This window comes from uncultured Methanofollis sp., from assembly GCF_937919355.1.
GTDB lineage: Archaea > Halobacteriota > Methanomicrobia > Methanomicrobiales > Methanofollaceae > Methanofollis.
The window spans coordinates 1-15,438 of record NZ_CALFSA010000131.1; the positions used below are offsets into that span (position 1 = coordinate 1).

Annotated in this window: 15 protein-coding genes; 5 read left to right on the forward strand and 10 right to left on the reverse strand. The window is 61.6% G+C overall.

Going from position 1 to position 15,438, the window contains the following annotated elements; all coding sequences use genetic code 11:
- Nucleotides 1-3,001: lectin like domain-containing protein (locus Q0520_RS06080; RefSeq protein WP_298667633.1), on the reverse strand; the 3,001-nt coding region annotated here is incomplete at its 3' end.
- A 347-nt stretch (nt 3,002-3,348) separates the two neighbouring features.
- Here Q0520_RS06080 and Q0520_RS06085 point away from each other — a divergent pair.
- Entirely contained in the window at nt 3,349-4,062 is a 714-nt protein-coding gene (locus tag Q0520_RS06085; RefSeq protein ID WP_298667636.1) for a TIGR00266 family protein, read from the forward strand.
- A gap of 15 nt (nt 4,063-4,077) precedes the next feature.
- On the opposite strand, the gene Q0520_RS06090 is transcribed toward Q0520_RS06085, so the two are convergent.
- From Q0520_RS06090 to Q0520_RS06105, 4 genes are read right to left on the reverse strand one after another with little or no spacing between them, the layout of a single operon-like run.
- The gene (locus tag Q0520_RS06090) at nt 4,078-4,272 is read right to left on the reverse strand and encodes a hypothetical protein (RefSeq protein WP_067048500.1); all 195 of its coding nucleotides are present in this window, start codon (nt 4,270-4,272) and stop codon (nt 4,078-4,080) included.
- Nucleotides 4,273-4,322: 50 nt separating this feature from the next.
- Entirely contained in the window at nt 4,323-5,192 is an 870-nt protein-coding gene (gene thiL, locus Q0520_RS06095; protein WP_298667641.1) for a thiamine-phosphate kinase, read from the reverse strand.
- A complete protein-coding gene (locus Q0520_RS06100) occupies nt 5,185-7,152 on the reverse strand; it encodes a DUF460 domain-containing protein (RefSeq protein WP_298667643.1) in 1,968 nt (655 codons plus the stop codon). Before Q0520_RS06100 ends, thiL begins: the two co-directional genes overlap by 8 nt.
- The gene (locus Q0520_RS06105; protein ID WP_298667644.1) at nt 7,149-8,006 is read right to left on the reverse strand and encodes a serine/threonine-protein kinase RIO2; all 858 of its coding nucleotides are present in this window, start codon (nt 8,004-8,006) and stop codon (nt 7,149-7,151) included. Before Q0520_RS06105 ends, Q0520_RS06100 begins: the two co-directional genes overlap by 4 nt.
- A 53-nt stretch (nt 8,007-8,059) precedes the next feature.
- Here Q0520_RS06105 and Q0520_RS06110 point away from each other — a divergent pair, with 53 nt between their 5' ends.
- Genes Q0520_RS06110 through Q0520_RS06120 form a run of 3 tightly spaced genes read left to right on the forward strand, consistent with a single transcriptional unit; the run spans nt 8,060 to nt 11,205 of the window.
- Nucleotides 8,060-8,764: a tRNA(Ile)-lysidine synthase gene (locus Q0520_RS06110; protein ID WP_298667645.1), complete on the forward strand. Its 705-nt coding sequence runs from the start codon at nt 8,060-8,062 to the stop codon at nt 8,762-8,764.
- Entirely contained in the window at nt 8,761-10,440 is a 1,680-nt protein-coding gene (locus Q0520_RS06115; RefSeq protein ID WP_298667647.1) for a TrkA family potassium uptake protein, read from the forward strand. The genes Q0520_RS06110 and Q0520_RS06115 overlap by 4 nt, the downstream gene beginning before the upstream one ends.
- Nucleotides 10,441-10,452: 12 nt before the next feature.
- Nucleotides 10,453-11,205: an NAD+ synthase gene (locus Q0520_RS06120; protein ID WP_298667650.1), complete on the forward strand. Its 753-nt coding sequence runs from the start codon at nt 10,453-10,455 to the stop codon at nt 11,203-11,205.
- Here the strand turns inward: Q0520_RS06120 and Q0520_RS06125 are convergent.
- Together Q0520_RS06125 and Q0520_RS06130 are read right to left on the reverse strand one after the other, a co-directional pair.
- The gene (locus tag Q0520_RS06125; RefSeq protein ID WP_298667652.1) at nt 11,150-11,896 is read right to left on the reverse strand and encodes a glucose-6-phosphate isomerase family protein; all 747 of its coding nucleotides are present in this window, start codon (nt 11,894-11,896) and stop codon (nt 11,150-11,152) included. The genes Q0520_RS06120 and Q0520_RS06125 overlap by 56 nt on opposite strands.
- On the reverse strand, nt 11,896-13,182 hold the full coding sequence (locus Q0520_RS06130; protein WP_298667654.1) for a COG1361 S-layer family protein: 1,287 nt from the start codon (nt 13,180-13,182) through the stop codon (nt 11,896-11,898). Before Q0520_RS06130 ends, Q0520_RS06125 begins: the two co-directional genes overlap by 1 nt.
- Before the next feature lie 66 nt (nt 13,183-13,248).
- Between Q0520_RS06130 and Q0520_RS06135 the strand changes: the two genes are divergently transcribed.
- Complete coding sequence (locus tag Q0520_RS06135; RefSeq protein ID WP_298667656.1) at nt 13,249-14,013, forward strand: TrmB family transcriptional regulator; 765 nt, start codon at nt 13,249-13,251, stop codon at nt 14,011-14,013.
- 13 nt (nt 14,014-14,026) lie between these two features.
- Here Q0520_RS06135 and Q0520_RS06140 read toward each other — a convergent pair whose 3' ends face one another.
- The 3 genes from Q0520_RS06140 to Q0520_RS06150 form a co-directional block, all read right to left on the reverse strand.
- Nucleotides 14,027-14,773 (reverse strand): DUF128 domain-containing protein, encoded by a 747-nt coding sequence (locus tag Q0520_RS06140; RefSeq protein WP_298667658.1) that lies wholly within the window; start codon nt 14,771-14,773, stop codon nt 14,027-14,029.
- Nucleotides 14,774-14,875: 102 nt separating this feature from the next.
- Nucleotides 14,876-15,148: a type II toxin-antitoxin system RelE/ParE family toxin gene (locus Q0520_RS06145; protein WP_298667660.1), complete on the reverse strand. Its 273-nt coding sequence runs from the start codon at nt 15,146-15,148 to the stop codon at nt 14,876-14,878.
- Nucleotides 15,145-15,375 (reverse strand): hypothetical protein, encoded by a 231-nt coding sequence (locus Q0520_RS06150; protein ID WP_298667661.1) that lies wholly within the window; start codon nt 15,373-15,375, stop codon nt 15,145-15,147. The genes Q0520_RS06145 and Q0520_RS06150 overlap by 4 nt, the downstream gene beginning before the upstream one ends.
- Between the last annotated feature and the right edge of the window lie 63 nt (nt 15,376-15,438).

The window sequence follows — 15,438 nt, forward strand, 5'->3', positions numbered from 1 at the left end:
CCAGTCCACCCGTAACATCAACAGAATAGTCGGGGTCGCCCCCGTCTCCTGCAGGCGGGGGAGGCACAGAGAGGGCATACCTGTCTGCCGGCGCGACCAGCGGACAGGTGTCGTTGAAACCCTCGAATGAGTACGGCGCCTCGCCAATGCCGTCGCCGTCGGTGTCGTTGCCGGCATAGTCGTCCCAGAAGTTGCCGAGGGCATGTTTGAAGTAGGTGCCGTTATACCGGTACGAGACCGGCGCGGGAGCATTGAGGGAGACTGTGTTCCCGGCGGGGAGGTGGCCGAGGGTGTTGTTCCGGAAGGTGTTGTGCCAGAGGACCGTATCCCCCGGAGTCGCGGCGAAAAGGAACGCACCCACCCCATTGTCGGCGATGAGCGAACCTGTGACGGTGGACGCCGTACAGCCGAAACAGGAGAGCCCGGAATACTCATTGCCCATGAAGGCGGAGGCATCGATGAGGAGGTCGTCCGAGTCCTTGCAGATCGCCCCTGCATAATTGCCGGTGGCCGTGACATTCCTGACGGTGACGTCGGTGGAGTTGAAGACGGTGAGGCCGACATAAGCGCCGGAGAGGGTGAGGTCCTCCGCGGTGATGTTCCGGCACCCGAAGAGGTACACCATGCCGGCGTCCGCGGGCACGGCCGCGTCCTCCTGTCCGGTCCAGACATAGACGGGTCTGCCGCCGATGGTGTTCGTCTCGTCCACCACGACCGTGCTCTCATATCCCGGGAAGGGAACGAGGCGGAGGTCCCATCCGTTTCCGGACATCGCTGTCTCGAACACCTCGCCGTCCCTCACGCCATCGAGGGCAAGGCCCAGTCCGGCATTCCCCGTGGCGACACAATTCGCCACCACAAAGGAGTCCAGGGAGGCGAGAGAGATCCCGTCCCCCGCGTTGCCGGTGGCGTTCACGCCGACAAACCAGACGGCGGCGGACCGGGAGACGTTGACGCCGCATCCACCGTTCTCTGAGAGAGAGGAGAGGGCCACGCCGACCCGCGCGGTATCATTGACGCGGAGACCTGCGTGCCCTGCGCCGCGGACGTCTGTCCGGACGATGAGGGTCTTCGACGCACCCTCAAGAGCGATGCCGTCACCGTTGCAACCGGTGACGGTCATGTCCATGAGTGTCGTGTTCTCGCCGGTGACCAGGACGCCATCGTCCCCGTCGGTGAGAGTGAGGCCGCGGACTGTGATGTCCGACCCGGTCAGGGTGAGTGGGGTCCCGCCGTTGCCGTCGATGACGGCGGCGGCGCTCCCTGCGAGGGTGACGGGGTGATCGACGACGACGTTCTCGTTATAGACCCCGTCTCCGATGAGGACCATCCCACCTGGCAGTACGGCGTCGACGGCCTCCTGGATGGTGGCATAGTCCTCAGGTACGCTGAGGGGGTCGCGCGTGAAGGCCTTGATGCAGAGGTTGGTGTTGGAGAATCCATCAGTCAGGGTCAGGTCTTCCCATTCTTCACCGTCGGTTCTCACATAACTCTGGCCGGGTGCTGCGGTGGCGTTGCTCGAATAATGCTCGATCGGGCATTCCAGGGCGAGGGGGTAGGGATCTGTCGGGGCGACGAGTTTGAGGGTCACCGAGAATTTATCGCCCGGGACAAGAGGCACCGGCGTGTCGAGGGGGAGGGTGTGGTAGCCGGGGAGCGCCATCGTCCCGTCTGCGACGTATGCACGGCGGACAAGACCATCCTGCATGAGATCGACCACGACCTCGTACGCCGTGCCGGGTTCGCGCGTATAGAAACTCACCGCATGGAGGTCTTCGTAGCGCTCCGCGGTGAAGACGTTCGCTCCGTACGCCGGTTTCGAGGTGCCGTAACCGACGCTGTAGATCCATCCGAGGGGGTCGTACTGGTAGAGATGGTCGTAGGTGCCGACCGGTTCACCGGTGAAGAGCACTGCCGCGGCCCGACCGCTGCTGATATATTCCGCCGCGGGGTTCTGGAAGCGCCCGAAATATCGGTCATAGTATGAGATGTAGAAGTAGCCATTGTCCCCGACCGAGGTGCCCCAGGAGTTTTTGGCGATGAAGGCGCCGGGACCGGGCGGGGTCTCCCTGAAGTTCGCCGCCGGATAGGTGTCGTTCCAGCCAACGAGGAGGACGGCGTGGCCGCCGTCGATCTTTGCGGTGCTGTTCTCGGGCAGGTAGTAGGTGATCGCGTTCGGCCCAAAGCAGGAGCGGTTCACCTGGAAAGAGGTATAGAGGCCACCTTCCTCCCTGATCGTCGCCTTGATCAGGTCGTTGTCGAGGGGGCCCGACCGCGGCGGGAGGAAGGTGACGTTCTGGACATGCATCACCGGCGCAAGACCTGCGGGGGAGTCGTTCAACGGCAGGAGTAGTTCATAGGGATCATCCTCCTCATCCACCGGCCCCGCCCACCGGGTGAGATACGCTGTCGCCATGAAGGGGTTGCCACCGCTACAGGGCCCCCGGTCGAAGCCATGTGTGTTCTTCAGGTTGTTCTCAGAGAGGTCCCACGCACCCAGACCGTCGGTGAGGAGTGCGGACTCCAGGGACCCGAGAGAGGCGAAGGTCCAGCAGGATCCGCACTCCCCCTGGTCCTTCACAGGCGTGACGCGGCCCTCCTTGGCGAGGTTGAAATAAGACTCAGAGGGGGGGGCGGAGAGAGCGGCGACCTGATCGCCCGACCAGACGAGGGTGACGGGCGAGGGGACAAGACCGTCCAGAGGGGGGAAGGACTCGTTCTCCGGGGCGGCTGCGCAGAGGAGCACAATGTCGTTTGCCGGGGCCGTCTCCTGCTCCTCCAGGTACCGGACGAATGCCGGGTCCAGGGGCGCGGTCTCCAGGCCAATGTCGGCGCCGCCGACCAGGGAGTCGCCTGCACCGGGGAAAGTTCCCCGATCATCTGGAGAGAGGAGGGAAGCCGTGTCAATGAGTGCGGCCGCACCGGGTATGCCGGAAAGGGCAAGCCCCACACAGACGAGCAGTATCGTAAGATATTGTTGTCGGGGAGTCATGGATCTCATCTTCAGTGTGATTCCCTGACGTAGGATAAAATAGGATAAATAGCAGCCGGTTATGATCTACGAGAAAGAATATCCGATAAAATAAGAATAGAACTTGATCAAAAAGAAAAAAAAGAGAGATAATCTGAAGTGCCATTAAAGAAAAAAAATCATTCGCCATCTCTCAGTCCATGAAAAAGCAGGAAAGCAGTGCGTAGATACACAGGACAATGACGCTGAAAAGGCAGACATGCCCATCATCTGTCATGAAGGGACAGACCAATGTCGCACGTGGAGAGAGGACAGGAATTTCCCGCCCAGAAAATGCGAAACCTGATAAGTTTCTCTTCTAAAGATCTGGAGAGATCATGAAATACGAGATCATCGGGGACAACCTCCAGATGGTGAAACTCACCCTCTCCCCTGGCGAGAAGATCAATGCCGAGGCCGGCGCCATGGTCAACATGAGCGGGAACATGCAGATGGACTCCCACCTGAAGGGCGGTCTCTTCGGCGGACTCAAGAGGATGCTCACCAGTGAGAGCATCTTCCTCACCACCTTCACCCCCCAGAACCGCGAAGGCTTCGTCTCCTTCGCCGGGAACGTGCCGGGCCGGATCTTTCCCGTGGACGTGAACGGGAATGAGTTCATCGCCCAGAAGGATGCCTTCCTCTGCTCCGAGGAGGGCGTCGACCTGGACATCGCCTTCACGAAGAAACTGCGGTCGGGGTTCTTCGGCGGCGAGGGTTTCATCCTTCAGCGCATCCACGGAAATGGCAGGGCCTTCCTCCACTGCTGCGGCGATACCATCGTGATGGACCTCGCGGCGGGCGAGACGGTGCGGGTGGAGACCGGTCTTGTGGTCGGTTTCGACGCAACCGTTGAATACTCCATCGAACTTGCCGGCGGCGTGAAGACAGTCTTCTTCGGCGGCGAAGGACTCTTCCTGACCACCCTTACAGGGCCGGGCAAGGTCGTCCTCCAGTCGATGGACATCGCGAAACTCGCCTCCTCCCTCATGCCCTTCCTGCCCAACAACTCCTCAGGTGGCGGCGTCGGCGGGATCGACATCGGGATCTGAACACCCCCCTCTTTTTCATTCCCCTGTCGCGATCCCGAACCGCCGCATCAGGCGGGTGATCGCAGCGTCGGCAAGGACGATCGCAGCGGCCGAGGCCAGGACGGCGAGGACCTGGTCGTGCCAGATGCCCCGTACAATAGTGCCGGCGGCAAGACCGGCAAGGACTGCCGCAAAAAGAGCCAGAAGTGTCGCTCTCGGGAGGACGTACATCTGATCAGCATGGGAGAGGGAGGAGGATAACCCTTTCCCGTTTGTAGAATCTATTCTCCCTCTTCCGCCCACCTGTGCATATAGCCCCGTGGAGGGAGGGGCACCCCGTCGGCCCACACCCCGTGCTCCGCCACGACCCGGCCGATGGCCGTCGCCTCCACGCCCTCCACCGGGAAATTCCCGGCCGGGATGGTGAAGAGGAGTTCAAAGTCGCCGCCGCCATAGAGTGCGAACTCCCGGCCCTCATCCTCAGGGACACCCGCAGGGAGGGGGAGGCGGGCCGTCTCCACCGCGTACCCGCACTCGTTCACCCCGAGCATGTCGTGGAGGGACATAGCAAGCCCGTCCGAGATGTCCATCATCGCCGTCGCCCCCGCGGTATTGAGGGCGATCCCCGCGGCGACGCGGGGTTGCGGGGCGATGAGCCTCTGCCAGAAATCATCGTATCCCGAGAGCGCCGCCTGCGCCCCGCCGAGGTACCCGGTGACGCAGATGAGGTCACCGGGAGCGGCGCCCCGCCGTCCGACCACCGTCTCCGCCGTGCCGAGGCCTGTGGAGACGAGAGTCAATTCCGTGTGGGCGTCGGTGTCGCCGCCGACGAGAGAGGCACCATAGGTGCGGCAGCAGCGTGCCGCCCCCTCCGTGATCCCGGCAAGGCGTTCAGGACGGTCGAGGCCGGTGGCAAGGAGGAGGGCGAGAGGCCGCGCCCCCATCGCCGCGATATCGGAGATCGTCACCGCCGCCGCCATCCACCCGATCTCGGCGTCCGTCATACCGGCAGGGAAGTCTGTCGTCTCGTGGAGCATGTCAGTCGAGAGGACCAGGCACTCTCCCCCGTGCGGGAGCACCGCACAGTCGTCTGCTGTCGCTCCCTCAGGGAGGAGAGAGGATACGGCCCTGATCAGCGCACGTTCATCCATGTTTCCGCACCTCCTTTTCCCTCTCGGTCCTGTACTCCTTGAAGACCTGGGTGAGCATCGCCTCTTTCTTCTTCTTCTCGTGCTCCGCAACACGGGCATTCCACTTTTCCAGGGCCGCCGCAAAACGCCCCTCATCCGCCACCCCGATCTTCCCCTGCACGACAAGCCCGATCGCGGAGGCCGGGACAAGGGGGAGAGAGACCGCAAGGGCGGCGGCAACGAGGTGCTGGTCCTGCTCCTCGATCGAGGCGCCTGGCACCACCACCGCCGCCACCTGCATGGTCGCCACCTCCCGCACCACGCTCCGGCCCCATCCACCTGTCGTCCCGACCGAGATCACGTCGCCCTCATCGATCCCGAGATCGGCCACAAGCCCGCCGAAGGCGTCGTGGGTGAGGGAGGCGATCACCTTCACCGGCACCTGCCCCTCGCCGACCTGGAGTTCCTCCACCCTCTTCATCTGCTCGATCCGTTTCATCAGGCTTTTGTTCCTCTTCTCCTCCTTCCGGAGGAGTTTTCTGAGGTTCTTTATGATCGCGTCCCTCTTTGTGATCTCGGTGTCCCTCTGGAGTTCACGGCCGCGCTCAGACCTCTCCCTCCTGATCTGCCTCTTCAGACGTGCGATCTCCCCGTCCTTCTCAGAAAAACCCTCTTCCAGTTCCTGCACAAACTCCTTCAGGCGCTTTGCCGTCCTTTCAAGTTGGAGCAGGCGCTCATCGCGTTCGTCCCTCTCCAGCACCGCGGGGGTCTCCCCTGCTGGCGGTTTCTCCTCGGGTGCGGCCGGGCGGCCGGAGAGGTCGGCGAGCACCGCCTCGATCGAGCGGCCCCGCAGGACACCGGCCCGCACCTCGTCCAGGTCGAAACCCGGAGGCACCCTCTTTGCGATATTCAGGAACTTGTTCTTGCTCGACCTGTAGGCGTCCAGGGCTGCGGATAGGGCGTCCCTCTCGTGAGGGTTTGCATACCCGGTCCCGGCCGTCATTTCGACCTTCCCCTCCACGCTCCGGTCCTGCGGGGGCACGTATGCAATGGCGTTGAAGGCCCGCCGCACCTTCTCCACGGCGTCGGGCATCGGCGTGACGTCCGAGGCAATGACCAGGGGTTTGCCCACGCCAGTGAGGTGCTCGATGATCTCGGACGGCCCCATCTGGCGGGAGGAGTAGATGTCCACCACCTCCCCGTCGAGGTTCACCGCCCCGATGCCGGTCGTCGTGCCGGGGTCGATCCCGACGATAATGTATCGCCTCTTTCTCGTGAGGGGGCGGTACCGGATCCGGTCGAGTTTCTTCCCCTCGACCCGCACCTGTGCGTCGGCGCCGGTATAGGCCCTGACCGGGATCGCACCCCGCGGCGCATAGACCGTGAAGTCCACGCGGGAGAACCCGCCGAATGCGAGGCGTTCGCTCTTCTCGTAGCGCAGACCTGCGGCGACGAGGTGACCCTCCACCTCGCGGGCCTTCTCCCGCACCGCACCGTGCATCTTGCGCACGTACCTGTTCTGGCTCCACCCACCCCTTCCGGGAGAGCGGTGGCGGGAGACGACGATCTCCGTCGTGTTCTCGAAGGCGACCACTTCAGCGCCGCCGCCGAGATAGGCGATCCGCGCCGCCGCACCGGCCTCGGCGAAGGGATCGGTCTTCTCGGCCACGATATTGTACCTGGTCGCCACTTTCTGGAGGGTCTCCTTCCTCTCGCCGCCCGTCACCTGCACGAGCACGGTCTGTGTCGGGAGTGTTTGCATGAAGGCGACGAGGTCGTGCTGGTCAGGAGCGAGTTCCTGAACCGAGTCCGTGGCGAGGATATCGGGCTCCTCCGCGGCGATGAGCCGCGAGAGCCTGAACGCAGTCACCTGCAACGTCGAAGAAACTGTCCCGTCTTCGAGGACAACCAGGGCATACAGCGGCCGCCGGGTCCTGGACCGCACCGAACCTTTGATGACGTCGATCCCGAAGACCTTCACCTGACCACCACTCCCACCGCCTCCTCGGTGGGATAGTCTATCCTGTACTTCTTCCTGAAAAACCTGAGCACGTTCTCGATATCGCGCCGCAGGATGGCGTCGGCATTCGGGTGGTCAGTCCCGACCCACTGGGGCCAGTCGATGATCCAGACATGACTGTCGTCGACCATCACATTGTACTCGGAGAGGTCGCCGTGGATGATCCCCTTTGCATAGGCACGCCCCGCATTTTCCAGGATCTCGTCGAGGACGGCCCGCGGCTCATCAAGGGTGCACCGGTTGAGGTTCACCCCAGGGATCTGCGACATCACGACGACATGACGGGAGCGGTCAATCGGCAGAGGCACCGAGACATCAGGAGACAGGCGCTGGAGAGCGGTAAACTCCTGCTCGGCCGAGCATGCCGAGGCGAAGATCCAGGGACAGTGCCCTGACTCCGGCATATAGCCCCGCTCTTTCCGCACCCCCTGGAAAGACTGCTGCCCTACATGGTGGAACTTCAGGACGACCGGGCCGAGGCCGAGGCCCTCGTAGACCTCTGACTCCTTTCCGACGCCAATGAGACCGCCGAGAGCCGTGATCGTCCCCTTCTTCGTGAGGGTGTGGAGGGCGATGGTGTCGTATCCCCCGAAGATCAGGGCATAGCCCGGATACGGGACGGCGTCGTAGCGGACCATGTTCCACTCGATGAGGCGCTGGAGGCGATATTCAAGTTCCGAGTCAGACAACTTTGTCGAAGCCTTCAGGGCGTCCAGGGGCACCCACTCGTACCGCTGCATGAGCCGCTCGAGGGACAGGAGGACGCGAAGGTCGTATTTATGAAGCGCCCTGACGCGCTCTGGAGAAACTGGCATGAATACTACAGATTATATCAGGTAGCGGGATAAAAGTTGATTGGGTCAGGGCAATGAAATGTTCAAAGTGCAGGAGGGAGGGTATCATCTTCCAGCGCTATTCAGGGCTCAGACTCTGCCGGGATCACTTCATCGCCGACGTGGAGGCGAAAGCGAAACGCGAGATCAGGCGGCAGCACTGGCTTGCCACCGGGGACGTCATCGGCGTCGTCCTTCAGGGGGACCCGGCGTCGGCCGCCCTTCTCGGTTTCCTGGTGAAGGTCTTCGGGAAGCGGCCCGACATCACGCTCCTCGCCCTTGTCACGACCACCGGGGGCGGGGCCGCCAGACAGGTCGCAGGAGGTCTCGGTGTCCCCTGCCACGAGGCGGGAGAGGGAGAACTGGATCGGGCCGCACACGACCTCGGGGCGACGAAGATCGCCGTCGGGACGACTCTCGACGACGTCGCCCTGGACGTGCTCGCGACCGCCCTTGAAGGCGATGCCGACCGCCTGGCCGGGCCACAGGAGACGGGAACATCTTCTGTCCCGCAGATCGCACCCTTCTCGATCATACCGGCAGAGGAGGTCGTTCTCTATGCACGCCTCACCCTGGACCATGTCGCGGAGGCGCCTGTGGTGGCCACAGGCGGGATCAGGGTCGATGTACGCACCCTCCTCGACGACTACACCGCCCGTCACCCGGCGACGAATTTCGCCCTGAAGAACCTGAAGGACGGACTCTCCAGCCTGTGCAGGGATCATGGGGGGGTGCGATGAGGAGGCCGGGCACCCTCTGGCGGCAGGTCATGGCCCTGCCGCGGGCCCGGATCGTCCTCTACTTCGGCCTCCTTGCGGCCTATCTGATCGTCTTCACCGTGATCGTACGGCATGTCTTTCCCCTCTGGGAAGGGCGGACCCTCACATGGGAAGAGGCCGCCCTCTTTGTCGTCGAGACCATCACCACAGTCGGTTACGGCGACCTCCTCCCCTTCCAGAGCGGCTACACGAGCCTCCTCGCCATCCTGATGATCACAAGCGGGGTCTTCCTCATCTTCATGTTCATCCCCCTCCTCCTCACCCCGGCGATCTCAGAACGTCTCAGGGCCGATCCCCCTGACACCCTCCCATCACCGTTGAAAGGCCACATAGTCATCGTCGGCACCAGTGAGATGATCAGGTCCCTCATCGAGAGCCTCACCATCGCCGACCTCCCCATCGTCATCGTCGAGGAGCAGAATGAACGGGCGAAGTATTTCCAGAAGCGTTTCGGGAGGGATGCATGGGTGGTGCGGGGCGACTACGCCAGGACCGCCACCTGGAAAAACGCCTCCATCGAAGACGCTGACACCGTTGTCGTCTGCGAACGCGAAGGGGTCGCCGCCTCGATCATACTCGGCATCAGGGAAATGACGCGGGCACGTATCATCGCCGTCGTCGACAACCCCGCCTATGACCGTTACCTCAGGTACGCCGGGGCCGAGTACGTCCTCTCCCCCAAGAATACGGCAGGAAAGATCCTGGGGCGCCACGCGGCCGCATGGAGACCGGGAGAGACGATCCTGGACTCTGAAGGGTATGGAGAGGAGGGACCGGCCGGTCTGACCCTGGTCAGCATCCCGATCATTGCCGGGTCCCACGCCGCCGGGCGGACCCTCGCCGAACTGGCTCTCCCGGAGAAGTACAGTACGTCTGCGCTTTTCTTCTGGAAAGGCGGACACTTCGTTGCCTTCCCGGACGGCGGGGATAGACTCGACGTCTCGACGATGCTCGTCCTCCTCGGCACGGCCGACGGCGTCGGGCGGGCATCGGAGGAGGTTTTTGCGGGGGAAGGCACCGAGGAGGAGGTCGTGATCATCGCAGGCTTCGGGGATGTCGGCAGGGCGACTGGCCACGAACTCGCCGCGGCGGGAACTGCCACGATCGTCATCGACAGAAAAGACCCGGCAGCAGACGTCGTCGGGAAGGCAGAAGACGAAGACGTGCTGAAAGAGGCCCATATCGAGGACGCAACGACCTGCGTCGTCGCCCTCAACAACGACGACACGACCATCTTCACCACCCTGATGGCACGAAACCTCAACCCCGGCATCAGGATCCTTGCACGGGCAAATGAACCGGCATCAGTGGACAAACTTTATCTTGCAGGCGCCGACTTCGTCACCCTCCTCCCGACGATCGGGGGTCAGGCGATCGCCGGGATCATCCTTGCAGAATCGGCGCGTATCCTCCTCGACCTCCCCGACGGCCAGAAGGTGGTAATGCGCCGGGCAATGAAGACGGCACAGGTCACGGTCGGCCGCGTGGAAAGGCAGTGCGGGGTACGGATCGCCGGGATCGAGGGAGGAGGCAGGGTGGTTGTCGCACCGGAAGGCACGGAGAAGATCAGACCGGGCGACGCTATCATCGCCGTCGGCAACGCAGATGCACTCAGGAGATTTATCAAAACAGTATAACAGGTGAATATCATGCAAAAAGAGATTGGATGCGTCATGGAAGCGGTGGACCAGATGATCCGCCACGCAATATGGAGCGCCGGGGCAAAAGGGATCGTTGTCGGTGTCAGTGGAGGCGTGGACTCGGCCGTGGCGGCGGCCTTCGCCGCCCGTGCAATAGGGCCTGAGCACGTCGTCGGTATCTCCCTCCCAACTGCGGTAACACGGCCCGACGACCTGACGGACGCTGCGGAACTCTGCCGGGCCCTCGGGATCGAGCACCGCGTGGTCTCGATCGAACCGCTGATGGAGACCTACAGGCGGGAATACCCTGATCTCACCGCCACGCCGTACCTCACCGGCAACCTGATGGCGAGGACGAGGATGGCAATCCTCTATGCAGTCGCAAACAGAGAGAACCTGATGGTCTGCGGCACCTCGAACCGGACCGAGTACCTGCTCGGCTACTCCACCAAACACGGCGACGCCGCCGCCGACATCCAGCCCATTCTCCACCTGTACAAGACAGAGGTCTTCGCTGTGGCGAGAGAGATGCACCTGCCAGAGCATATCATCGAAAAAGCACCGTCGGCAGGTCTCTGGCCGGGCCAGACTGACGAAGGGGAACTCGGGGCGACGTACACCGAGATCGATGCAGCCCTGCAGACACTCGAAAAGAAAGGGTGGACAGACCCTGAAACAGAGATTGAAGAACTGGTGCTAAAAAGAGTCAGGGCGTCCGGGCACAAACGGTCCGCACCGCCAAATCTCGCAGGCATCCGGTGAACTCAGGGGCGTACCCCTCGGGACTGTTGAGGTACCCGAGGCAGGTCCCGTGCCCGACAAGGGAGTACAAGGACGTGCCATGGGCAGTGCAGAATGCCTCGACCGGGGCGGGCACAGCAAGCCGAAGCAGTGCCGCTTTCCGGTATCTCGGGTTTTTCACCAGGGAACCGTCAGCCATCTCGTAGTAGGCGGCGCCCTGCATCGCCACATATTGTGTGTAGTCGCTCTCAAAGGCGGTCGAGACGATGTTTGCAAGGGCGAGGTCGTCAGCGCCGGGGTTGATCGTTACATGGCCATATCCCGGCGGGATCACCACGACGTCCCCGGCCACCGCCTCCACGAGCATGACATCAGAGGCGTCACGCGTCTGGAGGAGGAAGTGTGCCTTTCCGGCAAGGACCTCATAGACCTCGGGATACCCGGTGCCGGCAGGGTTTGCAGGGTGAAAGTGCCCTTTCGTCTTGACGAACTCATGGCCGACATGACCTGCCGGGATCACGGTCATGTCATACCGCAGGGCATGGGAGGAGAGCCATGAACGGTCTTCCGGGGTCTTTGCAAGGTCCCGGTACATAAAATAGAGAGGGCGGTCGGGGTCTTCGCCCACGGCTTCAGGTGCCGCCAGAACTTTGACCATGTCGGCAATGGTCCTGACATGGGCTTCTGGCAGCGGTCCGTCCCAGGAATACATCACTCGGATGTGCGCCGTCTGTATATATAATACCCCGCCCCGATCAGGACGGCGATGATGACTGCAATGATGATCGGGTTCGTGAGGGCCCCTACCAGGGGATCGGGCTTCACGACGGTCACGGTCATCTTCATCGTGTCGGAGATCTGGCTGTTGTCAAGGGCGTCGCGGTACCGGATCTCGGAGTCGAGGCCGTACTGCTTCACTGTAGCCTCTTTGTCCACGCTCACCGTGTAGTGGGCGACCGCAGTCTGGCCGGGTTCGAGGTCGCCGAGATAGGCGGTGTCGTCATTGGAGGTGAAGGGGTCGACGGCGCTGATCCGTGCCTGGGCATTGTAGGCGGTCGCCGAACCGATGTTCTTGTAGGTGACGTCGATCGTCGCCTTCTGACCGGGGTGCACGCTCGACGCGGAGGAGACGATTGCGAAGTCGATCTTCCCGCCGACAGGCACGCCGACGATTTCGGTGTCCGAAGTCTCCTTCTCGCCGTTGCTCTTCTCGTACTCGACCAGCACATCAACAGGATAGGACTGTGCCTCGGCGTCGCTGGAGGCCGAGACCTTGAAGGTGCAGTTGACGACGTCGCCGGGCTTGAAGTCGCCGATATACACGTTCCCATCGGTCGGGATCAGGGGACTCGCACCGTCACGGGCGAGTTTCGCGACTGCTTTCTGTGCATGCTCGAAGCCCGCGTTCCTGAGTGTCAGGGTGAGGTAACCCTCGGTTCCAACATTGATATGGTCTGTCGAGACACCGTCCACCTCAAGGTTGACATTGGACCTGACCGTGACCGCCAGGGGAAGGACCACTTTCTTGTTGAGGTATCCTGTCCGCAGGAGATTCCCGCCGTCCTGTTCAGTCCAGTCGACGTATTGGTACTTCAGGGTCAGGGGGAGATCATATGTGCCCGCCGGGGCGTCCTTGTCGAACTTCACCAGGAAGGTGACTGGTTTGCTCACGCCGCCCGGGATGTCCCCGATCTGCTGGGCGTCAGACCTGATCTCCACCGGTGCGTCCCCGGCCGAAAGTCCGGCATTGACGAGCTTTGCAAGGTTCGGAGGGTCCTGAGGAGTAATCGTCTTCGGGTCAGTTACCATGACCGAGTTCGTACCGCTGTTCGAGATGATCACCGTGACCGGTACCTCGGTACCAGGTACAAACATGTTCGTACCTGAGATGGCCGCAGACATTTCGGGACTGCCATAGAGGAACTCCGTCCCCGCAAGGGCGGGAGCAGTGAGCGCCGCAAGGACCAGACCCAGAATACAGAATTTCCGGATATCCATGTACATGCACCGTGTTGTTTTTGTTGTAACAACATTTATCTGCCCACCCTATAAATATATGGTGTCATGCCCACCTCACCGGAATATGCCCGGAGTGTTGCTGAAGCACTCAAGACCCTCGGGCTCACCAAATATGAAGCACTCGTCTATGTCGCCCTCCTCCAGGTGACAAAGGCAACGGCGACCGAGATCCACGAACTCTCCGGAGTGCCACGCGCATCGGTGTACCCCGTCCTCGACCGCCTCCTCCAGAAGAACATGGTCACGGTCTCGCACACGACGCCCAAACGCTTCTCGGCCACCCCGCCCGACAACGCCATCAACACCCTGCTGCGCGAGATCGAGGAGAAGGCGACCTATGCAAAGGACGTTCTCGGAGAACTCTGGAAAGACCGGACCTGTATCGAAGGGGGGGACCAGGAACTGATCTGGAACATCCTCGGCGATGCCAATATCACCAGTCGCCTGCGCGACCTTATCTACCAGGCCGGGAATGAGATCAGGATCATGGGGAACTGGGCCCTCCTCAAGGACCTGAGAGAGGCCCTGGAAGAGAGAGCGGGAGAGATACGTATCGACGTGATCGCCGAACACTGGGAAGGAGCAGTCCCGGAGGGCGTCACGGTCACAACCACGGTGCCACCGGTCTGGCATGAAAAAGGGAAGATGGGTGAGAGGGCAGGGATGCTCTTTGTGGATGGCACAAAGGTCATGGTAGCGATGGGGTCGCACGGAGAAGCGCCGACCGCCCTCTTCTCCGAGGCCGAAGGCTTTGTCCGGTTCTTCTCCCGGTACTGGGACCTGATCCACGGTTTCGGCGAGAAAAAATAGATTAATACTTTTTTCAGAGCGAGTAGATCGGCACGAGGTCTCCAACGTCGATGAGACCGCTCAGGGAGTTGATCTCGACCTCATACCCGGCCTCCTTCACGGCGGCCATCACATTGGTGCCACCGAGGATGGAGATCCCGAAATACTGAGGTGAACACCCGAAACCCAGGATCGGGGCGTTCGGCGCCGAGACATCGAGGACACCGGCGACCAGACTCTGCTCCAGGTCTTCAATGACCGCAGCGACCACAGGTTCGGCTTCCATATGGCACTCCCGCAAGTTGGCAAGGACGCTCCCCCGCCCCTGCCTGATCACCCCGGTGATGTCGGTGATCTCCTGGGAGACAAGCACCTCAAGGGGGTCGATGGTCGTGGCATCGTACAGGATCATGTCGGTGAAGCGCCTGGGCACGCCTCGTTCGATCTCCACGACGCCGCCGCCAATCGGGTGGATGGGTGCACCGCGCTTGATCATCACACCATCAATGGTGGTGGAGCAGACCGTGCAGATCCCGACCCTCCCTTCGGGTATGGTATACTCGCCGATATGCTCGCCGGCCTGATAAAACCTGACAAGGCCGCTCGGGCTGATCCCTGCCCGGAACACCTCTTTCATGACACCGAGGACAGGTTCGAAGTCCCCGGCGCGTATGAGGGAGAGGTTGTAGATGACAAGACCCTCGTCGCTGGCCGGGTCATAGGTAACAGTCATGGCCTCCTCCTCGACGAGGTGGTTGATGAACTTCAGGGAGGGATACACACCATATTCTCGCCACGAGAATAGAAAACAGTATCTTTTTTTGTCTTTTTGTCCATCTCGGGGGAAAGTCACAGAAAATAGATTTCGGTCTTTGCCGGCGAGTCAGTACTTCCGGTAGATTTTACTCCGGTTTCCGATCTCAATCACGAAGATAACCATGATATCGCCGTCGATGCTGAGAATTACACGATACTGACCCACCCGAAGAGAATACACCGGACTGCTCTGGTGCCCTTTCAGTTTTTTAACGTGGGACTGAGGGTGGGGTTCATCTGCCAGAGCATAGAGTTCATCTTTAATCCGCTGGGCATCAGGGTCTGGGATCTTGTCGAATTCTCGCTCAGCACCGGGCAGGATGATCAGTCGCCAGATCATTCAAGGCCCCGTTCCCGGACAACCTCTTCAAAAGGACGACCGCGACCGGCCCGTATGTCTGCGATACCCTCCTCAATCTTTTTCAAGGTTTCTTCGCTCAAGGGTTCGGGGTCATATGCCATGTCCAGAAGACGGTTCAACGTCTCGTCGTAGGTCTCTCGGGGGTGGATCTTCATGTCGTCCAGACGGGACTTCGTCTCCGGTTGGAGCTGGATCGTCGTGACCATAGTTACCTATAGTGAGCCATGGGACATAATGATTTTCACCTCACATGAAGTCGGCGAAGTTGA